This window comes from Shewanella litorisediminis (genome assembly GCF_016834455.1).
GTDB lineage: Bacteria > Pseudomonadota > Gammaproteobacteria > Enterobacterales > Shewanellaceae > Shewanella > Shewanella litorisediminis.
In genome coordinates, this window is the sequence record NZ_CP069213.1 from 3,003,185 (window position 1) to 3,024,589 (window position 21,405).

Consider the following 21,405-nt stretch of genomic DNA (forward strand, 5'->3'; position numbering starts at 1 on the left):
CCCCGCTTGGTGCTGAATGACCGACCCATGCCAGTATAGCCAGCATAGGTGTTTATTCGGGGAAATAAAACCGACATGGAAAAACGATAAAGGCTCCCAAGGGAGCCTTTATCCAATACTGTCCTGCGTTAAATTATTCTGTCCTTGGACAGCTTTTCCTTGCGAGCCTCTTCGGCAGCCATTTTGGCTTTGCGCTTGTCGCAGGGGTCATCACAGTCACAGGCTTTATCGATACCCAAGGCACCGAGGCCCCCGCAACTACCGGCTACGGCCTTTCTCTTGATGATATAGCCAATTGACATCAAAAGGAAAAACACCATAAGAACCGCAAAAGCTGCGATAAAGGTACTCATACATCACTCCTGAGTGGACTTAACGAAGGGCAAAAATGCGTCGCTATAGTGTACCACAAACTCTTCGCCCTGTTTTTCAATCAGCATTATCGCCAGTCCCTGCTGTTTGGCAAGTTCCAGTGACGCTTCTGTGCCCAGCACCATCATGGCCGTCGCCAGACCATCCGCAGTCATACAGCTTGGATGCAGCACAGTAACCGACGCCAGGGTGTGTTCGATGGGATAACCTGTACGGGGGTCGATGAGGTGGGAAAAGCGTTTGCCATCTTCTTCGAAGTAATTGCGATAGTCGCCGGAAGTAGCCATGCCCATATTTCCGGGTTCAATCACCTGGGACACAGCGCGGCCTTCGGCCTGTGGCTTTTCAACGGCCACGCGCCAGCTGCTGCCGTCGCCCTTGGTGCCTTTGATACGCAGCTCACCGCCAATTTCCACCAGATAACCGCTGGTGTGGTACTTATCGAGCAAACCGGCTATCACATCTACGCCATAGCCCTTGGCAATGGAAGACAAGTCCACATAGAGATGAGCATTGTGTTTGTAGAGGCGCGTACCCTCGATACTGATGTTTTGGATACCTGTGCGGGCCTTGGCGGCCGCTATCTCTTCTTCTGTAGGTGACTTGGTGGGACGCTTGTCCGGTCCAAATCCCCAGATGTTGACCAGTGGCCCCAGAGTGATATCCAGCGCGCCGCCAGTGAGCTCATTGAGACGAATTCCCTCACGGACAACCTTGATGGTGTCCTGTGACACTTCAACACCCTGCTCCAGAGGCAGTTGATTGAAGCGGCTGAGTTCAGAGGTGGGGCGATAGGTCGACATCTGGTCGTTCACCCGTTCCAATGCCAGGTCAATTTCGGCCTGCAGCAGTTGGCTTTGGGGCAAGGTGTCGCTGGGTACAACCTTGATGTGATACGTGGTACCCATGGTGCTGCCGGAAAGGCTGACCACCTCGGGCGCTTTAGAACAAGCTGAAATAAAAAAGGCCAGTCCGACGAGGACCAGCCAGTTTGATAAGGTCTTTTTCATTGGGACCTGCAATTCTCGATTCTTTACAGACACTGTTAAGAAACTTGGCCCCCGGAGCACCGGGGGCCAACACCATTATCCGCCGAAGTCATCCAACAGGATGTTTTCGTCTTCAACACCGAGGTCTTTGAGCATGGCAATTACTGCCGCGTTCATCATTGGAGGTCCACACATGTAGAACTCACAATCCTCTGGAGCTTCATGGTCTTTCAGATAGTTTTCGTACAGTACGTTGTGAATGAAACCGGTGTAGCCGTTCCAGTTGTCCTCTGGCTGAGGATCAGACAGGGCAACATGCCACACGAAGTTATCGTTTTCAGCTGCAAGACCGTCGAAATCTTCCACGTAGAACATTTCACGCTTGGAGCGGGCACCGTACCAGAAGCTCATCTTACGCTTGCTCTTCAAACGCTTGAGCTGGTCGAAGATGTGCGAGCGCATTGGGGCCATACCGGCACCACCACCAATGAATACCATCTCAGCATCTGTGTCTTTGGCGAAGAACTCACCGAATGGACCAGAGATGGTCACCTTGTCACCGGCCTTCAGGCTCCAGATGTAAGAAGACATCTTACCGCATGGCAGGCTCAGGTTACGTGGAGGAGGCGTAGCGATACGCACGTTCAGCATGATAATGCCAAACTCTTCCGGATAGTTGGCCATGGAGTAAGCACGGATAGTTGGCTCATCCACTTTGGATTCCAGCTTGAAGAAGCCGAAATGCTCCCAGTCACCACGGTATTTTTCAGGAATGTCGTAATCGGCATATCTGACGTGGTGAGCAGGGGCTTCAATCTGGATGTAACCACCGGCACGGAAAGGTACAGACTCGCCATCAGGGATGGCCAGCTTGAGTTCCTTGATGAAGGTTGCCTTGTTATCGTTGGAGATAACGGTGCAGTCCCACTTCTTGATACCGAAGATTTCTTCTTCCAGTTCAATTTCCATGTCGGTTTTTACGTTAACCTGACACGCCAGACGACAGCCTTTCTTGGCTTCGCCCTTGGAGATGTGGTCCAGTTCAGTTGGCAGAATGTCGCCACCACCAGACTTCACATGCACACGGCACTGACCACAAGAGCCACCGCCACCACAGGCTGATGATACGAAGATACCGCTGTTTGCCAATGCACCGAGCAGCTTGCCGCCTGCGGCAGTTGTGATGGCTTTTTCGGGATCGTGGTTGATACCAATAGTGATGTCACCGCTGGAAACCAGTTTGGATTTGGCGAACAGGATCACCAGCACCAACACAAGTACGATGGCGGTAAACATACTCACACCGAGGTAAACCTCGAGTGGAGTAGATTTAAAAATACCAAGAATATCCATTAATTTATCCTTAGAAGACCTTTACTTAACAGCCTTCTTGAGGTGCCCCTTACAGGGACACACCAGAGAACGACATGAATCCCAGCGCCATCAGGCCAGCGGTGATAAAGGTGATACCAAGACCACGCAAACCGTCAGGTACATCGGCGTACTTCATCTTCTCACGGATACCCGCCAGCAGCACGATGGCCAGAGCCCAACCAATACCTGAGCCGATACCATAAACCAGCGATTCAGGTAGGTTGTAGTCACGCTCAACCATAAAGGCCACGGCACCGAAGATTGCACAGTTCACCGTGATCAGTGGCAGGAAGATACCCAGCGCGTTGTACAACGGAGGGAAGTACTTATCCAACGCCATCTCGAGGATCTGAACCAGAGCAGCAATAACACCGATAAAGGTGATGAACTTCAGGAAGCTGAGATCTGCCTCTGGAACACCGGCCCATGCCAGTGCGCCAGGCGCCAGAATGCCCTGATAGATGATTTGGTTAGCGGGTACAGAAATCGCCAGTACCACGATAACAGCAACGCCCAGGCCCATGGCAGTTTTCACCTTCTTGGATACGGCCAGGAAGGTACACATGCCGAGGAAGAAGGACAGGGCCATGTTTTCAATGAAAACAGAGCGGATTAACAGACTGATATAATGTTCCATTGACCTTATCCTTTTGCTTCAACTTGCTCAGGCTTATAGGTGCGGATGATCCAAATCAGGATACCGATCAGGAAGAACGCACTCGGTGGCAGCAGGAGCATACCGTTGGGCGCGTACCAGCCGCCGTCAGAGATCTTGGACAGGATCTCTACGCCGAACAGAGAACCGTTACCGAACAGTTCACGTACGAAGCCAACAGAAAGCAGGATAGCGCCGTAACCCAGACCGTTACCGATACCGTCCATGAAGCTCATCATTGGAGGCGTCTTCATGGCGTAGGCTTCGGCGCGGCCCATCACGATACAGTTGGTGATGATAAGGCCCACGAATACCGACAGCTGCTTAGCCACGTCGTAGGCATAAGCCTGCAACACCTGGTCAACCACGATTACCAGCGAGGCGATAATCGCCATTTGTACGATAATACGTACGCTGCTTGGAATGTGGTTACGGATCATGGAGATGAACAGGTTCGAGAACGCGGTTACCGCGGTCAGCGCCAGGGTCATCACAATGGCAGTTTCCAGTTTGCTGGTAACTGCCAGCGCACTACAAACACCGAGGATCTGCAGCGCAATCGGGTTGTTATTGATAATAGGTCCGGTCAGAACCTTTTTCAGTTCGTTGGCCATTAGCTCAGCCCTCCGTTGCGTGCTTTTTCAATGAAACTCGCAAAACCTTCTTTACCCAGCCAGAACGTCAGCGAGTGCTGAACACCGTTACTGGTCAGAGTCGCACCGGACAGGGCATCAACGCCGTGTACAGAAGCAGCCACTGCTGGGTTTTTGGTTACGCTGATAGCCAGCTTACCCTGCTCGTCGTACAGCTTTTTGCCGTGCCACAGCGCTTTCCATTTTGGATTCTGAACTTCGCCACCCAGGCCAGGCGTTTCACCTGAACCTGTGAAGTCGTAGTAAACCAGACCCTGAATGGTGTTCAGATCCGGCTCCAATGCCAGGAAGGCAAACATGGTAGACCACAGGCCATAACCTTTTACAGGCAGGATCACAGTCTTGAGGGCACCGGCATCATCACGTACCAGATACACCACAGCCTGATCAGGTACACGCTTGATAGAAGCGATATCGTTCTCTGGCTTGGAAGAGGTTTTTGGATCGCGGGCAGCTTTTTCCTGATCAAAGGTATTGCCATCCACGCCATCAACAAACTCGCCACTCTTGAGGTTTACCACACGGGCTTCTACATACTTGTCGTAGGTCGCCAGGATGTCAGCCTTGGTCACGTTACCGCCCTTGGTGTCTACCAGGTTAGCGGCTTCGAGAATGTACTTTTGCTTATCCAGCAGCTTGTTTTCCTGCTGGGTTGGGCGCAGTAATACGGCTGCGGTCGATACGAAAATCGAGCACACCAGGCACAGGCCAACAACGATAAACAGCGTTCTTCCGAACGAATCTTTATTCTTAGCCACGGGCAATCCTCCGCTTGATATTTGCCTGTACCACGAAATGGTCGAACAGTGGCGCAAACAGGTTGGCAAACAGAATGGCCAACATCATACCTTCAGGGAACGCTGGGTTGATCACACGAATGAACACCGCCATGGCACCGATCAGGATACCGTAGGCCCACTTGGCCTGGTTGGTGAAAGAGGCAGACACAGGGTCGGTTGCCATAAACATCATACCGAAGGCAAAACCACCCAGTACCAGATGCCAGTACCAAGGCATGGCGAACATGGGGTTGGTGTCAGAACCGATAAGGTTCAGCAGCATGGAAACGGCAATCATACCGACCATCACACCACCCACGATGCGCCAGGAAGCGATACGGGTATAGATGATAACCAAACCGCCCAGCAGAATAGCCAGAGTCGAAACTTCACCCACAGAACCTGGGATAAAGCCGAAGAAGGCATTCCACCAATCCTGATTCAGACCGTACTCCAGAGTACCGGTAGCAGCCTGGCTCAGGTGGGTTGCACCGGAGAAACCATCAGCCACAACCCAGCTGGTGTCACCGGACATGTTCAGCGGATAGGCAAAGAACAGGAAGGCACGACCGGCCAGCGCAGGGTTTAAGAAGTTACGTCCGGTACCACCGAACACTTCCTTGGCAACCACCACACCGAAGGTGATACCCAGCGCAACCATCCACAGCGGGATAGTGGCAGGCAGGGTCAGGGCGAACAGAATCGAAGTTACGAAGAAACCTTCGTTCACTTCGTGGCCGCGCACCATGGCGAACAATACTTCCCAGATACCGCCGACGGCGAAGGTCACGGCATAAATAGGCAGGAAGAAACAGGCGCCGTACCACATCAGGGTGGCCCAACCGGAATCGGCAGTCAGCTCAGTGCCGAGGATACCGAACAGGCTAACCTGCCATACATCAGGGGTACCGAAGCCAGCAGCCAGCGCCAGCTGAGCCTGCAGACCTACGTTGTACATACCAACAAACATCGCCGGGAAGGCACAGGCCCACACGGTGATCATCATACGCTTGAGGTCGAGGTTATCGCGAACGTGGGTCTTGCCCTTGTTCACCAGACCTGGCGTATAGAAAATAGTGGCGGCCGCTTCATACAGGGCATACCACTTCTCGTATTTACCGCCTTTTTCAAATTGCGGTTCAATACGCTCAAGAAAATCTTTCAAGCTCATCAGCCTTCCCTCTCAACCGTATCCAGGCAACCGCGCAGATAGGAACCGTAGTCATACTTGCCTGGGCATACAAAGGTACACAGTGCCAAATCTTCTTCATCCAGCTCCAGTGCACCCAGGGCAACAGCGCCGTCCACATCACCGGATACCAGGTCACGCAGCAGCATGGTTGGCAGAATATCCAGAGGCATGACACGCTCGTAGCTACCGATTGGCACCATGGCGCGGTCTGAACCGCCAGTACTGGTGGTCATATTGAACAGACGACTTGGGGACAGGTGACCCAGGAAGGCACGGGTGATGGAGAATTTGTTCGAGCCTGGCAAAATCCAGCCAATGAACTCTTTCTCTGTATCTTCTTCCAACAGGCTAACCTGCAGGTGGTAACGACCCAGATAGGCGTGAGGACCAGTGGCAGTGCGGCCATTCAGCACAGAACCAGACACCTTGCGCACCTTGCCTTCACCCACTTCACCGGCTGTCAGGGTCTCAATGCTGGCACCCAGCAGAGTACGCACCAGACGAGGCTTAACGGCTTTCGGACCGGCAACAGAGATAACGCGGTTGTTGTTCAGTTCACCTGTGGTAAACAGCTGGCCAATGGCAATCACATCCTGATAGCCAACATGCCACACGGTACGCTTTGCAGAAGCAGGCAGAATAAAGTGGATATGGGTACCTGGCAGACCAGCAGGGTGCACACCACCAAACTCATGCACTTCGGCATTTGCGGCAGGGATATCGGCACCAGAGGCCTTACACAGATAAACCTTGCCCTCAGTCAGCTTTGCCAGCACCTTGAGGCCATTGGCAAAGTCTTCTTTATGCTCGGCGATCACCAGAGCGGGATCGGCTGCATGAGGGTTGGTATCAATAGCAGTAACAAAGATACCGGCAGGAGACGCGTCCACTGCAGGCACCTTGCTGAAAGGACGGGTACGCAGGGCGGTCCACATACCTGATTCGATCAGGTTGTTTCTTACTTGCTCGGCACTCAAGCTGTCCAGCTGGGCGGCATCGAATTTGTCAAATGCAACGGCGTCGTTGCCTTCGATTTCGATCACCACAGACTGAAGCACACGCTTGGCACCCCGGTTAATTTCAGTAACAGTACCACTGGCCAAAGCCGTATATTTTACGCCAGGATTCTTTTTGTCTTCAAAAATCACCTGACCCTTGGCTACCTTGTCGCCTACCTTGATTCTCATGGTAGGACGCATGCCAATATACTCTTCACCCAATGTAGCTACGTGTTTAATGGCTGGGCCATCATGGATAACTTGCTCTGGACCACCCGCAATGGGCAAATCCAATCCTTTCTTAATTGTAATCATATCCACATGCACTACGTTTGAAGGAAAGACAAAGCGCCGCGTTCCTGCGGGGCACCCGGTTTTAAACAACACCGTTAGCGTTGAGCTGGCGCAGATTAATCACAGAAATGCGATCGCAATCACGCTGGTCGCGCGCATTTTACCCCAAACGCCCTGCCATCGCCACGAAAATTATAAGTGATTTCAAACTTCCCGAGCGCCTGTTTGCGGTGAATTTGAAGGTTTTCCTGCCAGCTTTTGTGTCGCCGTGACAGATTTAAAAAAATGTCGCAACAAAAAACTTATTTCATTGATAAACAAAAACTTTAAACCATAAAAACGAAATGAAACCGCTTAGTATCCTAAGAGGGGCATAAACAAATTGAGGGACAATAAGGTCGGTGATTCAACCGTGCCAGCGATACCCCAGACTGACTAAAACCTCACCCGACATTGGACCAAAGTCGGTAGGCATTGACACAGGCTCGGCAGACACATTATCACCTCTGAGATACACCTGATGGGCGCCCCGTTGCCAGTTGATACTGACATCAATTCGGCGCTGGTTCTCATCGGCAAATTCACTGTCACGGCCGGTCACCGAGAGTGACCACTCACCTGCCTCCATCCCCATGGCAAGTGTGACCTGCCGCTCCGGTTGCCAGGGCACCCTGTCACCTTCCTGCCAGCAAAAGTCAACCTGTTCGAGACAAGCGCCCGAGGCAAAGCGAGTACGATTCTCTTCCAGTTGGATAGACAGGGGCATCTTCACCATGCCAAGTTGCCCTGACCACTGAAGCCCAAGACTCAGCCCCTCGGCATCCACCTCGCCGGCATTGAACTGAGATACACCGCGAACCGTCTCGCAGTCAGAATATTCCGTACAATCAAAATGTAAGTTATCAAAGGTCTGATACCAAAGCTCCCCGTGCAACTGCAAGTCGCCCAGGGGCCAACGGGCCGTTAATCGCAGGTGATCAGCGCTTTGGGATAAGGCCTCGAGATTACCGGGTGATGGCGGGGCAAATCGATGCTCTCCCCTCAAGGCAATGCGCTCGTCGGCAAACCACAGGCCGACACCGTAGTGCCAGCCCTCAGCCCTGAAGTCAGTGCCCGCTTCGCCGCTGTCACGGGCCAAATCGGCGCGGCGCCACAGAGCATCCATATCAATGTCTAACCAATCAAAGCCAAAACGAGCCCGGACACCGAGGTCAAGCACGCTGGCACTGTCGCTGATGATCTCATCTGCAAGCAAATAATCGGCTCCATCCCTTTGATAAGCAAGGCGGTAGCCGATGGCGTGGGAGCCAAATCTGTCAAGGCTTTCACTGACAATCCCATAGGTATGAAACTGGCTGTCACCAAGTTTGCCGCTGAAGTCCCCCGGATACTTATCCTGAGAAGCAGGCATCGCCGTCATATCCGCCAGGAAGGTGCGAAACCCGGTTTCCTGATAAAACAGCCGGGTGTCGGTACGGCGACTATCGCCGGTTTGTGCGCTGTGACTGAGCTGCAGCCGCTGCCTGTCACTTTTCTGCACAAACTCACTGCCGGGCATCGCCGATGTGTTGTCCTTATATAACCATGAGAGCTCGGTGCGCTGCTTTTTTCTGGCCCCCGGCAAGCTCGAGGCCCCAAGTCCAACGAAGACTTCGGTATCTTTGGTGGGTACCAGCCAGTCGCTGCCCTCTTCACGTCGCAGGTGACTGCCGGCAAAGCTCATATCCAGAGCATCGTTACGGGAGGCAAACCCAGCGATGAGGCCACCGGATTTATCATCCCGCGCCTCAAGCCCAATGGAATTAGCATTAGTGCCTATGGCGGGAACCAGGTAATTGCCAGCGCCTTGAGTGCCACAAGCAAGCTCGGCCCCGCTGATTGACGCACAATTTTCCATTGCCTCAACACCGAAACGACCTGCATCGAGCCAAACACCGGGGGCAATATAGGGCGCGGCAGCGAGGGATATGCCCATAAAGTTGGGGACGGTGGCGTGGCTGTCGCCATGAAGAAAGCGACTTTCGCCAAACACATGCCCCCGCCCGACCATCAGGCCGGAAGGGTAAAGTGGCAGTGCTGACGGGGTATTCAACCCGAGTCGCTCTAAAAAGAAAGGAGTGGTATCGGGCGCTGTAACTTCACTCGCCCAACCTGAAGTACTTGCAACGCCCATCAATAGGCAGCCAGCAAGCGCAGGGGTTTGTTTCATCCATTCATCCCGGAATTGCCACCTTGGGTGGCTTATTGTAATTTTTTTGTGACATGGATGATTTTAGACGAAAAAAAAGCGGCTGGCGCCGCTTTTTTGACGTTCTGTCAGAGAAATCAGAGTTTGTGCAAAATTTCGTCAGACAATGTGAGTTCGTCGTTGCGGTTCACACTGATCCCGGCACCAATCACTGCTTTGGCAATGTCCTGCGCCTGTGACAATGAGTGCATCTCAAAGGTCCCGCACTGGTATTCATTCAGCTCAGGAATCGCCTTTTGATCGGCCACATTCAACACGTCTTCCATGGCCGCAAGCCAGGCATCTGCAACGCGTTTTTCAGCCGGTTCGCCAATCAGGCTCATGTAAAAACCGGTGCGACAGCCCATGGGAGAGATATCAATAATTTCGACGTCGTCACCATTGAGATGATCACGCATAAAACCGGCAAACAGGTGTTCCAGAGTATGGATACCACGCTCGCTGAGAATATCTTTGTTGGGGGCACAAAAACGCAGGTCAAACACTGTGATGGTGTCACCTTTTGGGGTGCTCATGGTCTTGGCCACGCGCACGGCCGGGGCGTTCATGCGGGTATGATCAACGGTAAAACTGTCCAATAATGGCATGGTGCTCTCCAGCCCCTTCTGTTTCGGGGCACAAATTGGGTGGTGCAAAGTGACGCAAGCATAGCATCAAAGCCGGGCCACCAAAACTCATTCGCGTAATCGGCGGTACGCGTCCTCAGAAATCAGATGGTACTTTCTCACCCCTGCTTCGTATTTACGGTAGGCATCATTCACTTTTTTCATCAAGGGATCCTGGCTCGATTGCTCGGTAATCACCTCGGCTGACACCTTTCTGAGCTGAGTCATGACTTCTTCGGGAAACTGCTTTAGCACAACACCATGCTCATTCACCAGAGAATCCAGCGCACCTACGTTACGTGCCGTGTATTCATCCAGCATATCCTGATTGGTCGCCTTGGCTGCTATCTTCACTATCGCCTGCAGATCCCTGGGAAGCTTTTCAAAGGCTTCTTTGTTAATCATAAACTCAAGGGTGGTACCCGGCTCATGCCAGCCCGGATAATAGTAGTACCTGGCCACCTTGTGCAGACCAAAGGCCAAATCGTTGTAAGGTCCTACCCATTCGGTGGCGTCGATGGCACCGGTTTGCATAGCGGTATAGAGCTCTCGCCCCGGCAGGGTTACGGGCACCCCTTCCAGGCGCTTGAGCACTTCACCCCCGAGGCCCGGCAAACGCATCTTAAGCCCTTTGAGGTCTTCAATACTGTTGATTTCCTTGTTAAACCACCCGCCCATCTGCACGCCGCTGTTACCGCCCGGCATAGGGAGAATACCGAAAGGGGCATACACTTCTTCCCAAAGCTCCTGACCACCCCCATAGGTGAGCCAGCCATTCATTTCCTGGGCATTGAGCCCGAAGGGAATGGAAGTGAAAAACTGCGCCGCAGGCGCCTTGCCTTTCCAATAATAGGAGGCGCTGTGGGCCATCTGCACCGAGCCCTGGCTGACCGCATCAAACACTTCCAGTGCCGGCATCAACTCCCCTGCCCCATACACCTTGATTTTGAGACGCCCTGCGGACATTTCATCCACCATCACGGCAAAGTGCTCCGGCGCTGTACCAAGCCCGGGAAAGTTCTTGGGCCAGGAGGTTGCCAGCTTCCACTCTATGGTCTTGGCGGTGGATGGCTGCGCCGCTTCAACAGCCTGTTTATCGCCATTGCAGCCGGGCAGCATACTCGCTGCCATCAAGAGGCAAAGTCCTATTTTTATTTGCATTTCCTTAACTCCATTATTCAGGCCGGAACATGATTAGCCATACAAAACCGACGGCAGCCAGGTGGCAAGTGCCGGCCAAATGCCAAGCAATATCAACATCAGTAATTGCAGGATGACAAACGGGATCACCCCACGATAAATCTGTCCGCTCGAGACAGTGTCGCCACTGACACCCCTTAAATAGAAGAGGGCAAAACCAAAGGGCGGTGTCAAAAACGAGGTTTGCAGATTGAGGGCTATCATAATCCCAAGCCACACAGGGTCGAGCCCCATGGCAAGCAAGATTGGCGCAACCAGAGGCACCACCACAAAGGTGATCTCGATAAAATCCAGGATAAAACCGAGCACAAAGATAACCGTCATCACCAGCAACATGGCACCCACCACACCACCGGGCATGTTGGCAAACAGATGATGAATAAGCTCTTCCCCGCCAAGTCCCCTGAAAACCAGCGAAAACACAGAGGCACCAATCAGGATCAAAAACACCATGGAGGTGATTTTAACCGTGCTTTGCATCACTTCCTTCAGAGCCAAGACGCTCAGCTGCCGCTTGAGGAGCGCAATCACCAGCGCACCTGCCGCCCCCACTGACGCCGCCTCTGTTGGGGTCGCGATACCGGCAAGAATGGAACCCAGTACCAGAAAAATAAGCAGTAGCGGCGGCAGCAAAGCTGAAATCACCTTGGCCAGTGACGCAGGCTCCACCTCCTGCTCGGTGACACTGCCAAAATCTGCCGGTGAGCGCCATAAGCGAAACAGGGTGTAGAGCATATACAGGCTCACCAGCAGCAAACCGGGAATGAGGGCACCGGCAAAGAGATCCCCCACAGACACAGACTTGGGATTAAAAATGCCCATCTTTAACTGCGCCTGCTGGTAAGCGTTTGACAACACATCCCCCAGCAGCACCAGCGCGATGGACGGAGGAATAATTTGCCCCAGAGTGCCGGTGGCGCAGATGGCTCCGGCGCTGAACGCCGGACTGTAACCGCGTTTAAGCAGGGTTGGCAGCGACATCAACCCCATGGTAACCACGGTGGCGCCGACAATGCCGGTACTCGCCGCGAGCAAGACCCCAACAAAAAACACACTGAAAATCAGGCCGCCACGAAAGCGCCCCAAGAGTTCCCCCATGGTGGTGAGTAACTGCTCGGCAATCCGCGACTTTTCGAGCACGACGCCCATAAACACAAACAGCGGCACCGCCATCAGAATTTGATTATTCATAATGCCGAAAATGCGATTGGGCAGCAGGCCAAACAGCCCCATATCGAAGGCGCCGAAAAAGCTGGCGACCAAGGCAAACAAGAAAGACACGCCACCGAGTGTCAGTGCCACCGGGTAGCCCAACATCAAGACCAGACAAATGATCAGAAACAGCAGCAGCGCCATCAGCAAGCCTCCCTGCCAAAGAGCGCCTTGCCATGACGGTAAAGGTCGCACAGCCCCTGCAATATCAAGCTGGCGCACAGCCCCAGCAGCAGGGACTTTTGCAGGTATACCCAGGGCAGGCCACCGGCCTCGGCCGAGCTTTCACCGATCCGCCAGGCATTGATCACATAGTCAAAGCAGTAGATACCGATAGCGAGAGATAAGGGGAATAAAAACAATAGAGTACCGACAAAATCAATCCAATGGCGGGTGCGCTCGCTGCACTGACGATAAAACACGTCAACCCGCACATGGGCATCCCGTTTGAGGGTAAAACCCGCGGCCAGAGTAAACACGGCACCATGGAGATAAAGCGCGGTTTCCTGTAGCGCAGTGGCACCGGTTGCAAAGGCATAACGGAGCACCACCACCGCAAGGGTCATCAGCACCATGCCAAGGGTAAACCAACCCACCAGCCTGCCGACGGCCTCGGTTATCCCATCCAAAAATCCAATCAGTTTTCCCATAATTACGCTGTAGTTATATCGTTATTGTTATCAGTGCAACCTATTGATAACAGAAATCCTACAACGAGGAAACCGGCAACGCCCATGGCAGGGAGTGAAAAATAAAACACCCGCCAAAGGCGGGTGTTGTAACAGCGAACACCAAAGACGTCAGCCCCGACATTTGGGCGACGCTGGTACAGCATCCATGTCCTGCCACTCTGTGGGCGTATAAGTGAACATCGACAGGGCGTGAACCCCGTTGGCAAGCTCTTCGGAAAGTGCCGCATTCACGGCACGGTGACGGCCAATCAGACGCTGTCCCTCGAAGCTATCACTGGCGATGACCACCTTGAAATGGGTTTCTGAACCCTTGGGCACATTGTGCATATAGCTTTCGTTTATCACTTCAAGATGCGTGGGCGCAAAGGCATCATTCAGCTTTGCAGAAATAATATCGGCAACAGACATAGCAGTGTTCCGGTAATGGCAATTGGCGGCAGATTAGCGCCGCCCGGGTTAAAGATCAAACCCTGTGTGCCGCCAAGGCCGATTCCCGATAATGGACCCTGGCGTTAGGCTCCACCGCTTCCAGCGCCGAGGTCAGTGTCGCAATGTCCATCTCAGGCGGTAGGGCAACAGATAAGCTGGCGTTAAACAGAGTGCGCCCAAGGCTCGTGACCTGCACCCGATGGCTTTCCATACGCGACACACAGACGCCAAGATTGGCCAGAACGTCATTCACATCCCGGGTCAATCCGGGTCTGTCGTTACAGTCAAGTTCCAACTCAATCTGCTGCACGGGCCCTTCCACCGCGGCAACCGGCGCATACACAAACCCAAGGGTGGGAAATTCACGGGCCAGACAATCCCTCAGGGCGGCCTCTTTATCGTCTTCGATGCTGACTTTCATCATGGCCGCAAATTGGCCGTCCAGCATAATGAGTTTGCTTGAAAGCCACTCAGCGCCCTGCTCGCGGCTGACCGCTGCCAGGGATTTGAGCACGTCCGGACCGAGTGGCCCCACGACGGTGGCAATAAACTGAATTTTCATGGACACGCCTCCTTGAAACACCTCAGGGTGATGTACTCACTCTACTTGGGGCAGGTGTCCGGGTCTGTGGTTGAGTGCACAGTTCAGGTTGTCAGGTTGAGCCCGCGGCAATCAGCGGCCGTGAAAATAAGGCTTAAGGTTTCTGAAGGTGAAGCTTATCCGTGGAGGCAGTTTTTTTTGGCTGCGGGGAATGGCGTGCTCCCAGGTAGACTGCATGGGGGGATGCATCAGCAACAGGTCGCCACTTTGTAAGAGCACCCGGCAACGCAGACCATCCAGACGACGGCGCATCAGCAAGGGGCGGGTAGCGCCCAGGCAGACGATGGCAATGAGGGCGTCTTCCACAAGCTCTGGCTCATCGTCGGCATGAAATCCCATGGCATCTTCTCCGCCGCGATAATGATTAACGAGGCAACCGTTAAAGCCAGTGCCACAATGCCCCTCAAGCGCCTGCTTGAGCCGCATCAAGTAATGGGGCCAGGGTTTGGGAGAAATAAGTAAAGAAGAGTAGCGGTAGGCGCAGCCTTCATCGGCAAACCACACCTGCTGCCGGGGTATGGGGTGCCACTTGCCATAGACTTTAATCTCTGGCGACTCGAAGGGATAATCGGCGGCCTCTGCCATCAGCAGCGCCTGTTGACGGGGGCTCAGAAAGGCCGGTACATGGCTGACAGGCGGCTCTGACTTTGCCCCCTTTGCACCCGCCAATGTGAGTTCAAGCTGATTGGTCACATCTGCTCCTATGCTTGAGGTAACAGGAAGAGTCGCAAGCGGCGCGACAATTTGCGATAATCGCGCCCCCACTGAAGAGATACTCTGACATATGACGACCCGATTTTCAGCATTCCTTTCCGGTAACCCGTGTGAGCTGGACCTGCACAGGTTTCCAACCACCAGCGATCCCAACCTGCAAGCATGGGATGCCGCCGACGAACACCTGCTGAAATACCTGGAAGAGTCCAACGCCGATTTGGCAAACAAAATTCTGGTGATTAATGACAGCTTTGGTGCCCTTACCTGCGCCCTTGCCGCCGTTAAACCCGATGCGGACATCGTCTTTGCTGCCGATGGCCGCACCGCGCATTTGGGCTGTAAGGCAAACCTGGCTGCCAATGGGCTCGCAAACACCAACGTCGATTATCAGGACTGCACCGACATTGGCCGCAACGCCCAAGGAAGGCAAATCCTGATGAAGCTGCCCAAGAATCTAAACTTCCTGGCCGATACCTTAAGCCAGCTGAGCCAGACCCTGAAGGCTGGGGATGTGATTCTGTTGGGAGCAAAAGCCAAGCACATCAATCAGTCGCTGCTGGCCCTGATTGCCAAAGCTGTGGGCCCGGCAACCGCCAGCCTCACCTGGAAGAAGACCCGCGTCATCACCATAGTTGCCGATGGCAGCCCACGTCCCGCCCCAAAACCCAGTATGTGGGATGTGCCTGAGCACGGATTACAAGTAACCAATTTGAGTAACGTGTTCGCGGCCAGCAAACTGGACATTGGCGCCCGCTTGATGATGGAACACCTGCCGCAGGGGCAGTTTACCTCGGTTATCGACCTTGGCTGCGGCAATGGCGCGCTGGGGCTGAAGGCGGCCCAGAGCTACCCGGATGCCAGGCTCTATCTGGCGGATGAGTCGGCCATGGCGGTGGAAAGCGCACGCCGGAACTGGGCACTCAATGGCCTGGATACAAGCCGCGCCGAATTTATCTGGGATGATTGTTTAAGCCACCTGCTCAGTGAGGTTCAAGCGGATTTGGTGCTCTGCAATCCACCGTTTCATCAGGGTGAGGCCATTACCGACCATATCGCCTGGCAGATGTTCAACGATGCCAGGCGAGTGCTGAAGCCCGGCGGCTTACTGCATATCGTGGGCAACCGCCACCTTGGCTATCACATCAAACTCAAGCGCTTGTTTGGCAATTGCAAAACCATCGCCAGCAACGGCAAATTTGTGATTTTGCAAGCCGTTAAATAGCGCCAGCCTTTGCTGACAAAACAAAGTATAAAATCGAAAAAAACGCCCCTGAATGGGGCGTTTTTATTATCGAATGACGTTGCAGAAGCCCGCAGCCGCTATATCGCTATACCGTCAAACAGAGCGACGCCAGTGAGCTCTGCCACTTCATCTACATAGCGACGGATGTGCTCACCATAGTTAAGCCCTTTCACTGCGGTGAGGTTTCTCAGCACGGGGAAAAGCAGGATATCGTCGTATCCCAACTGGTTATTACGCTCGCTTGGCAGCAGCATAAAATCCAGTTCGCCAAACAATGGCTCCAGTGCAGCCATGTACTCTGCCGACGCGGCAAAGGCCTCGTCGAAGCTCATGCCTATCAGGGCACTTTTCTTTTCGGTGTACCAGCGGACGGCGGCTTCAGAGCCATATTCGGGTAAACCGAGCCGCACATTGCGTGGATGCAGCAATCGACTGCTGTAGTAAGCGGCCTTATCCAACCAGGCGGCGATATGCTGCTCATGCTCCGCAGGTTTCAGCAAAGCTTCACCACCCACCGCATCGAGATAGGCAACAATATCCAGACTCTCTGCCATATAACTGCCGTCATCTTTTTGCAGAATGGGCACCATATTGGCACCGACCATACGAATGCGGCTGTCCACATCATCGTTTTGCAGTATGACTTTTTCCAGCGCAATGCCCTTATAGCCCGCTGCCATCATGGCGCGAACACAATAGGGACAATGTTCAAACACAAACAGCTTCATTGAGTTTCCTCGGCACGCTTTGGTCGAATGGCCAGAAGCTTACCTGATTTTCAAGCCAGGGGTATAGGGGGCGAGATCCGGCTCAATCAACTATCTTTAACTGTGCACGTTTCTTCTAACAGGATGAACCATGGTCGCAGCTTCACTTCCGGTCATCGGCTGGCGTGAATGGGGCGTACTTCCGGAGATTGGCTATGAAAGAGTCAAAATCAAGATAGATACCGGCGCAAAAACCTCTTGTCTGCACGCCTTTAAAATCAAGCCTTTTTACCGTAACAAGGTTAAGTGGGTTGAAATCTGGCTACATCCGGATCAGAAGTCCTCCCGCACGGTACGTTGTGAGTTTCCGGTCCATGACAGACGTCTGGTCACTGACTCAGGTGGCCATACACAATTGAGATACGTGATCAAAACTTGCCTGGTATTGGGTCCACATCGGTTTGAACTGGAGTTGACGCTGAGCCGCCGCGACAACATGCGTTTTCGAATGTTACTCGGGAGAAGAGCCCTCGATGGACATTTTCTGGTTGATCCGTCGGCTTCCTATTTAACAGGAGTAGACTGATGCGAATTGCCATTCTATCCCGTAACAAAAATCTTTATTCCACCACCCGCTTGGTGGAAGCGAGCCAACAAAGAGGCCATGAGGTCATGGTCATCGATCCGTTGACCTGCTACATGAACATCAATATGAAATCACCCAGCATACACGCAAAGGGACAAGTACTGCCGCGATTCGATGCTGTGATCCCACGCATTGGCGCTTCAATTACCTTCTACGGCACCGCAGTACTGCGTCAATTTGAAATGATGGGAGTACAGCCCCTGAACGAGTCGGTAGCCATCACCCGTTCCCGAGACAAACTGCGTTCGCTGCAACTCCTGTCACGCAAAAACATCGGTTTGCCGGTAACAGGCTTTGCAAGCAAGCCGGCGGATGTCCCGGATTTACTGCAGATGGTAGGTGGAGCCCCCTGCGTCATTAAATTACTGGAGGGCACTCAGGGCATAGGCGTGGTGCTGGCCGAAACCCGCAAGGCAGCGGAAAGCGTGATCGAAGCCTTTATGGGGCTAAAGGCCAACATCATGGTGCAGGAATATATAGCCGAAGCCGGTGGAGCAGACATAAGGTGCTTCGTGATTGGGGATAAGGTTATCGCTGCCATGAAACGCCAGGCCATTGCCGGAGAATTTCGCTCAAATCTGCATCGGGGTGGCACAGCCACCCTGGTCAAGTTGACGCCGGAGGAACGTTCCACCGCAGTGCGTGCGGCAAAAACCACAGGGCTGAATGTGGCCGGGGTCGACATACTGCGCTCACTGCATGGCCCTCTGGTGATGGAGGTGAATTCTTCACCCGGCCTCAAGGGCATTGAGGAAGCGACCGGCATAGACGTAGCCAGCAAAATAATCGGCTTTATCGAAGCTCATCAAACCCACCACAATACCAAAACCCGAGGCACGGGCTGAGTCGGTCAAACCCCGTCAGCCCTTGGCTTAACCTCGTCAATGTCACAGGGGTCGGTGGCACCGGAAGGTGGCGCAAAAAGCTGACGCCAACGTTCACTCAGGCTGAGCCCGGGCGCCATCGCATCCCTGAACATATCATGCCATTCGCTGAAGGTGACAGTAAGCGGGTTCATGCTGTTAACTGGTTTGGTGATACCGTAGCGCACGGTTTCCTCTTCTTTTACGAAGGTGCCAAACAGCCTGTCCCAAATGATGAGCACACCGGCGTAGTTTTTATCTATGTATTGGGGGTTTGAGCCGTGATGTACCCGGTGGTGACTCGGGGTATTGAATACCCACTCCAGTGGCCCGAGCTTGTCCACCAGCTGGGTGTGCACAAAAAACTGAAATCCAAGGCTCGCCAGCACCGCAAACACCACCCAGGCGGGGTCGAAACCTATCACGACCAGGGGGATCCAGAATATCCACATTCCCGCCAGCGGATACATCAGGCTTTGTCTGAATGCGGTGGAAAAGTTCATGTTTTCTGAGCTGTGATGGGCCACATGTGCAGCCCACATCCAGCGGCAGCGGTGGCTGCAACGGTGGAACCAGTAATAGCAAAAATCCTGTGCCAGCAGCAGCAACACAAAATTCAGCCCATTCATTTCAATATCAAAGAGCCGCCAGCCGAAGAAATACAGGTAAAGTTTGGCAATCAGAAATCCGCAGAGCAGATCGGCAGCCTGGTGCATTCCCGCCAGGCTGAGGTTGCACAAGAGCTCTGCCTTGCTGTACCTGGCATTTTCCGGCAGGCGTTTACGCACGTTGGCGACCACAAACTCCAATGCCATACACAGAAAAAAAATCGGCGCCAACACTATCAGCAGCAGCTCCGGGTGGGCGATTAGCTTGTCGAGGTTCATTGTCTTCCCTGTTGTCTGTGTCCAAAAGCGCTTCCGCCTCAGGACAACTTATTATTCTTATGCTTTTAATCTTGATGCAGTGGCCACTTACCACTTGGCAAAATGATCTTCGGTGAGACCGAGCACGCCATCCAGGCTGACTTTACGGCCGTCCACGTCCCTCACCCATCCAGAAAATTGCCCCTGATACTGGCGGAAGTTACTTTTCAGCAGCATCAGGTTAAGCCGCTCAGAGCGGCTGGCCAATGGTCTGAAATCGAGTTCAAGCTCGTCCCGCTCAGACCACAAATGCCAGCGACCACGCTCTGCCTGACTGCGGTCAAACTCGAAATGCACAGACCCCAAGTGTTTACGCACCCCATCGAGCCAAAGCACGTTTTCGCTGCTGCCGGTTTCATTTACCCCGGCGGCAATATTTAGCCCCAGAATGCTGCCCCCGACATGGGCGTTGATGGAGGTCCAGCGCCAGCTGGTTTCCCGTCGCATGTAGCCTGCGGAGAAATCGTACCCCGCCAAAGCCCGCCCAAGAGGTTGAGGCTCATGGTTGATGTAAAGGCTGCCTTTCACATTCAAGGCATTGTGCTTTTGGGTGTAAGTCCAGCCGCTGTAGCCAGTGGGGCTGCAAAGTGCCATTGGCAGCGAAAGCGGCAATGCCTCAAGCTGCAACTCGGCCTTGAGTGGCAGGCCGTCCAGCACCAAATCCAGCGCCACCGACCAGAGTCCATCCCGACGGTTTATGCTGACCCCAGCCATGGAGCTGGAAGCCGACACCGGCGAAGGGCCAAGGGTAAAGCTGCCCGGTGGCCTTATCCAGTGCTTCTCATACACACGGTTTTTGCTTTTATCGTAGACGTAGCAAAAGCCGCTGCCGAGATAGCGGATATCAGCCAGGGCGATGCCTATCAGGTAATTGGGGGTGTTGACGGCGATAAACTCGAACTGTTTATAACCAAAATGACGTTGTAAGCGGGAGGCAGGCTTATCCATCTCGTTGGTCAGGATAAAGCTATCCAGCCCCAAAGACGCCACCGGGCCATCGAAGTGACCAAAGCGCGGGCGCCCTGCGGCCATCAGGCAATCCTGGATCCCCAAGGTTTTGAATGTGGCTGAATTGGTCATCCCCGGTGTGCTTGTTGAATGTTCCATCGTGCGATTTATTCTTTTTTTGGTTTTTTACTCTAACGCCGATTGTCGGCAGATTAAAGCCCGGCGTTACTGATTTGTAAAAACACCCTTGTGTGCGCCTCGCTGGCGGCCAAGGGCATCACCTGACCCAATAAGCAGCCGCACCGGTCACAGACAAAAACGCCCTCAAAGGAGGGCGCTATCAACGTCGAAACAGCCAGGTCTGCCAACAATCATCAAAACTGCCAGGAAAAGGCGATATTAACGCTCTGCACTTCGAGCTGTTTCAAATCTGTGTACTGGTACTCAACCCCCAGTCCAAAACCAGAGTGGAATCTGTGCTGCCAGCCGACCGCGCCAAAAAAGCCTTCGGCGTCTTCTTTGATGCGGGAGTCATCCAGATCGTATGTGATATTGGAAAAGGCCATCCCCGCTTTGGCATAGACGCTGTTGCCACGGGAGAAATTGTATTGGCCATACACTGCGGCCCGGTAGTTGGAGTACTCAAGCTCTCTCACATCCGACATTACATCGAACATGGCGCTGTAGGCACCGCCAGTCCCCTGGCCATAGCTGAGTTCCATGCCCCAATGACTGCTCAGCATATATCTGTACCAGATATCGTACTTGAATCCGTCACCGGCATCCCAGTGCTCACCATCACGGCTTTCATATTCCTGAGTACCGTAGCCCAGATTAACCCCTGCGATGTGAGGGCTGACTTCAGCCCGTACTTCAGCACTGGCAATACCCATCGCTATCAGTGTACTCATTACACTTAAACTGAATAGTTTCATTGATTTCCCTATGATTGGATGCGATTAGCAAAACGAGCATGCCAGAGACAAACTGAATGGTTCCTGAACTGGATTTCATTGACTGGCGATGGCGAACAAATCTGGTATTCTGATGCCACTTTTGTCTCGT

At 53.4% G+C, this 21,405-nt stretch carries 23 protein-coding genes; 3 read left to right on the forward strand and 20 right to left on the reverse strand.

Going from position 1 to position 21,405, the window contains the following annotated elements:
- Positions 1-128 precede the first annotated feature (128 nt).
- The 16 genes from nqrM to JQC75_RS13205 form a co-directional block, all read right to left on the reverse strand.
- Positions 129-353 (reverse strand): (Na+)-NQR maturation NqrM, encoded by a 225-nt coding sequence (nqrM, locus tag JQC75_RS13130; RefSeq protein ID WP_203324520.1) that lies wholly within the window; start codon positions 351-353, stop codon positions 129-131.
- A 3-nt stretch (positions 354-356) separates the two neighbouring features.
- The gene (locus JQC75_RS13135; RefSeq protein ID WP_203324521.1) at positions 357-1,382 is read right to left on the reverse strand and encodes an FAD:protein FMN transferase; all 1,026 of its coding nucleotides are present in this window, start codon (positions 1,380-1,382) and stop codon (positions 357-359) included.
- A gap of 75 nt (positions 1,383-1,457) precedes the next feature.
- Complete coding sequence (gene nqrF / locus JQC75_RS13140; RefSeq protein ID WP_203324522.1) at positions 1,458-2,714, reverse strand: NADH:ubiquinone reductase (Na(+)-transporting) subunit F; 1,257 nt, start codon at positions 2,712-2,714, stop codon at positions 1,458-1,460.
- A gap of 49 nt (positions 2,715-2,763) precedes the next feature.
- Positions 2,764-3,372, reverse strand: coding sequence for an NADH:ubiquinone reductase (Na(+)-transporting) subunit E (gene nqrE / locus JQC75_RS13145; RefSeq protein WP_203324523.1), 609 nt, complete (start codon positions 3,370-3,372; stop codon positions 2,764-2,766).
- Between the two features lie 5 nt (positions 3,373-3,377).
- Positions 3,378-4,004 (reverse strand): NADH:ubiquinone reductase (Na(+)-transporting) subunit D, encoded by a 627-nt coding sequence (locus JQC75_RS13150; protein WP_203324524.1) that lies wholly within the window; start codon positions 4,002-4,004, stop codon positions 3,378-3,380.
- Positions 4,004-4,801 carry a Na(+)-translocating NADH-quinone reductase subunit C gene (locus JQC75_RS13155; RefSeq protein WP_203324525.1) on the reverse strand — a complete coding sequence of 266 codons (798 nt, stop codon included), beginning with the start codon at positions 4,799-4,801 and terminating at the stop codon, positions 4,004-4,006. The genes JQC75_RS13150 and JQC75_RS13155 overlap by 1 nt, the downstream gene beginning before the upstream one ends.
- Positions 4,794-5,993 (reverse strand): NADH:ubiquinone reductase (Na(+)-transporting) subunit B, encoded by a 1,200-nt coding sequence (locus tag JQC75_RS13160; protein ID WP_203324526.1) that lies wholly within the window; start codon positions 5,991-5,993, stop codon positions 4,794-4,796. The genes JQC75_RS13155 and JQC75_RS13160 overlap by 8 nt, the downstream gene beginning before the upstream one ends.
- Positions 5,993-7,327: a Na(+)-translocating NADH-quinone reductase subunit A gene (locus tag JQC75_RS13165; RefSeq protein WP_203324527.1), complete on the reverse strand. Its 1,335-nt coding sequence runs from the start codon at positions 7,325-7,327 to the stop codon at positions 5,993-5,995. Before JQC75_RS13165 ends, JQC75_RS13160 begins: the two co-directional genes overlap by 1 nt.
- 385 nt (positions 7,328-7,712) lie before the next feature.
- Positions 7,713-9,515, reverse strand: coding sequence for a hypothetical protein (locus JQC75_RS13170; RefSeq protein WP_203324528.1), 1,803 nt, complete (start codon positions 9,513-9,515; stop codon positions 7,713-7,715).
- Positions 9,516-9,631: 116 nt separating this feature from the next.
- Positions 9,632-10,141, reverse strand: a complete 510-nt coding sequence (luxS, locus tag JQC75_RS13175; RefSeq protein ID WP_203324529.1) for an S-ribosylhomocysteine lyase — start codon at positions 10,139-10,141, stop codon at positions 9,632-9,634.
- Between the two features lie 87 nt (positions 10,142-10,228).
- Positions 10,229-11,278 carry a TRAP transporter substrate-binding protein gene (locus JQC75_RS13180; RefSeq protein WP_380796528.1) on the reverse strand — a complete coding sequence of 350 codons (1,050 nt, stop codon included), beginning with the start codon at positions 11,276-11,278 and terminating at the stop codon, positions 10,229-10,231.
- A gap of 75 nt (positions 11,279-11,353) precedes the next feature.
- Entirely contained in the window at positions 11,354-12,715 is a 1,362-nt protein-coding gene (locus JQC75_RS13185; RefSeq protein ID WP_203324531.1) for a TRAP transporter large permease, read from the reverse strand.
- Complete coding sequence (locus JQC75_RS13190) at positions 12,715-13,221, reverse strand: TRAP transporter small permease subunit (RefSeq protein ID WP_203324532.1); 507 nt, start codon at positions 13,219-13,221, stop codon at positions 12,715-12,717. The genes JQC75_RS13185 and JQC75_RS13190 overlap by 1 nt, the downstream gene beginning before the upstream one ends.
- Positions 13,222-13,371: 150 nt before the next feature.
- On the reverse strand, positions 13,372-13,671 hold the full coding sequence (locus JQC75_RS13195) for a BolA family protein (protein WP_203324533.1): 300 nt from the start codon (positions 13,669-13,671) through the stop codon (positions 13,372-13,374).
- A gap of 55 nt (positions 13,672-13,726) precedes the next feature.
- A complete protein-coding gene (locus JQC75_RS13200; protein WP_203324534.1) occupies positions 13,727-14,254 on the reverse strand; it encodes a glycine cleavage system transcriptional repressor in 528 nt (175 codons plus the stop codon).
- Positions 14,255-14,365: 111 nt separating this feature from the next.
- On the reverse strand, positions 14,366-14,986 hold the full coding sequence (locus JQC75_RS13205; RefSeq protein ID WP_203324535.1) for an alpha-ketoglutarate-dependent dioxygenase AlkB family protein: 621 nt from the start codon (positions 14,984-14,986) through the stop codon (positions 14,366-14,368).
- Positions 14,987-15,077: 91 nt separating this feature from the next.
- Between JQC75_RS13205 and JQC75_RS13210 the strand changes: the two genes are divergently transcribed.
- Complete coding sequence (locus tag JQC75_RS13210) at positions 15,078-16,229, forward strand: methyltransferase (protein WP_203324536.1); 1,152 nt, start codon at positions 15,078-15,080, stop codon at positions 16,227-16,229.
- A gap of 98 nt (positions 16,230-16,327) precedes the next feature.
- Here the strand turns inward: JQC75_RS13210 and grxB are convergent, their stop codons facing one another.
- Positions 16,328-16,978 (reverse strand): glutaredoxin 2, encoded by a 651-nt coding sequence (grxB, locus tag JQC75_RS13215; RefSeq protein ID WP_203324537.1) that lies wholly within the window; start codon positions 16,976-16,978, stop codon positions 16,328-16,330.
- Positions 16,979-17,108: 130 nt separating this feature from the next.
- Here grxB and JQC75_RS13220 point away from each other — a divergent pair, with 130 nt between their 5' ends.
- Complete coding sequence (locus JQC75_RS13220) at positions 17,109-17,543, forward strand: ATP-dependent zinc protease family protein (RefSeq protein WP_203324538.1); 435 nt, start codon at positions 17,109-17,111, stop codon at positions 17,541-17,543.
- Positions 17,543-18,448 (forward strand): 30S ribosomal protein S6--L-glutamate ligase, encoded by a 906-nt coding sequence (gene rimK / locus JQC75_RS13225; RefSeq protein ID WP_203324539.1) that lies wholly within the window; start codon positions 17,543-17,545, stop codon positions 18,446-18,448. The genes JQC75_RS13220 and rimK overlap by 1 nt, the downstream gene beginning before the upstream one ends.
- A gap of 5 nt (positions 18,449-18,453) precedes the next feature.
- Here rimK and JQC75_RS13230 read toward each other — a convergent pair whose 3' ends face one another.
- The 3 genes from JQC75_RS13230 to JQC75_RS13240 form a co-directional block, all read right to left on the reverse strand.
- Entirely contained in the window at positions 18,454-19,353 is a 900-nt protein-coding gene (locus JQC75_RS13230) for a sterol desaturase family protein (RefSeq protein WP_203324540.1), read from the reverse strand.
- Positions 19,354-19,440: 87 nt separating this feature from the next.
- Positions 19,441-20,472, reverse strand: a complete 1,032-nt coding sequence (locus JQC75_RS13235) for a DUF2804 domain-containing protein (RefSeq protein ID WP_239002011.1) — start codon at positions 20,470-20,472, stop codon at positions 19,441-19,443.
- A 242-nt stretch (positions 20,473-20,714) separates the two neighbouring features.
- Positions 20,715-21,275 (reverse strand): porin family protein, encoded by a 561-nt coding sequence (locus JQC75_RS13240; RefSeq protein WP_203324541.1) that lies wholly within the window; start codon positions 21,273-21,275, stop codon positions 20,715-20,717.
- Positions 21,276-21,405: the final 130 nt, after the last annotated feature.

Bases quoted from the DNA above. Each gene is read 5' to 3' on its own strand.
- nqrM (WP_203324520.1), bottom strand. From the start codon at position 353: ATGAGTACCTTTATCGCAGCTTTTGCGGTTCTTATGGTGTTTTTCCTT.
- JQC75_RS13135 (WP_203324521.1), bottom strand. From the start codon at position 1,382: ATGAAAAAGACCTTATCAAACTGGCTGGTCCTCGTCGGACTGGCCTTT.
- nqrF (WP_203324522.1), bottom strand. From the start codon at position 2,714: ATGGATATTCTTGGTATTTTTAAATCTACTCCACTCGAGGTTTACCTC.
- nqrE (WP_203324523.1), bottom strand. From the start codon at position 3,372: ATGGAACATTATATCAGTCTGTTAATCCGCTCTGTTTTCATTGAAAAC.
- JQC75_RS13150 (WP_203324524.1), bottom strand. From the start codon at position 4,004: ATGGCCAACGAACTGAAAAAGGTTCTGACCGGACCTATTATCAATAAC.
- JQC75_RS13160 (WP_203324526.1), bottom strand. From the start codon at position 5,993: ATGAGCTTGAAAGATTTTCTTGAGCGTATTGAACCGCAATTTGAAAAA.
- JQC75_RS13165 (WP_203324527.1), bottom strand. From the start codon at position 7,327: ATGATTACAATTAAGAAAGGATTGGATTTGCCCATTGCGGGTGGTCCA.
- JQC75_RS13170 (WP_203324528.1), bottom strand. From the start codon at position 9,515: ATGAAACAAACCCCTGCGCTTGCTGGCTGCCTATTGATGGGCGTTGCA.
- luxS (WP_203324529.1), bottom strand. From the start codon at position 10,141: ATGCCATTATTGGACAGTTTTACCGTTGATCATACCCGCATGAACGCC.
- JQC75_RS13180 (WP_380796528.1), bottom strand. From the start codon at position 11,278: ATGCTGCCCGGCTGCAATGGCGATAAACAGGCTGTTGAAGCGGCGCAG.
- JQC75_RS13185 (WP_203324531.1), bottom strand. From the start codon at position 12,715: ATGGCGCTGCTGCTGTTTCTGATCATTTGTCTGGTCTTGATGTTGGGC.
- JQC75_RS13190 (WP_203324532.1), bottom strand. From the start codon at position 13,221: ATGGGAAAACTGATTGGATTTTTGGATGGGATAACCGAGGCCGTCGGC.
- JQC75_RS13195 (WP_203324533.1), bottom strand. From the start codon at position 13,671: ATGTCTGTTGCCGATATTATTTCTGCAAAGCTGAATGATGCCTTTGCG.
- JQC75_RS13200 (WP_203324534.1), bottom strand. From the start codon at position 14,254: ATGAAAATTCAGTTTATTGCCACCGTCGTGGGGCCACTCGGTCCGGAC.
- JQC75_RS13210 (WP_203324536.1), top strand. From the start codon at position 15,078: ATGACGACCCGATTTTCAGCATTCCTTTCCGGTAACCCGTGTGAGCTG.
- grxB (WP_203324537.1), bottom strand. From the start codon at position 16,978: ATGAAGCTGTTTGTGTTTGAACATTGTCCCTATTGTGTTCGCGCCATG.
- JQC75_RS13220 (WP_203324538.1), top strand. From the start codon at position 17,109: ATGGTCGCAGCTTCACTTCCGGTCATCGGCTGGCGTGAATGGGGCGTA.
- rimK (WP_203324539.1), top strand. From the start codon at position 17,543: ATGCGAATTGCCATTCTATCCCGTAACAAAAATCTTTATTCCACCACC.
- JQC75_RS13230 (WP_203324540.1), bottom strand. From the start codon at position 19,353: ATGAACCTCGACAAGCTAATCGCCCACCCGGAGCTGCTGCTGATAGTG.
- JQC75_RS13235 (WP_239002011.1), bottom strand. From the start codon at position 20,472: ATGACCAATTCAGCCACATTCAAAACCTTGGGGATCCAGGATTGCCTG.
- JQC75_RS13240 (WP_203324541.1), bottom strand. From the start codon at position 21,275: ATGAAACTATTCAGTTTAAGTGTAATGAGTACACTGATAGCGATGGGT.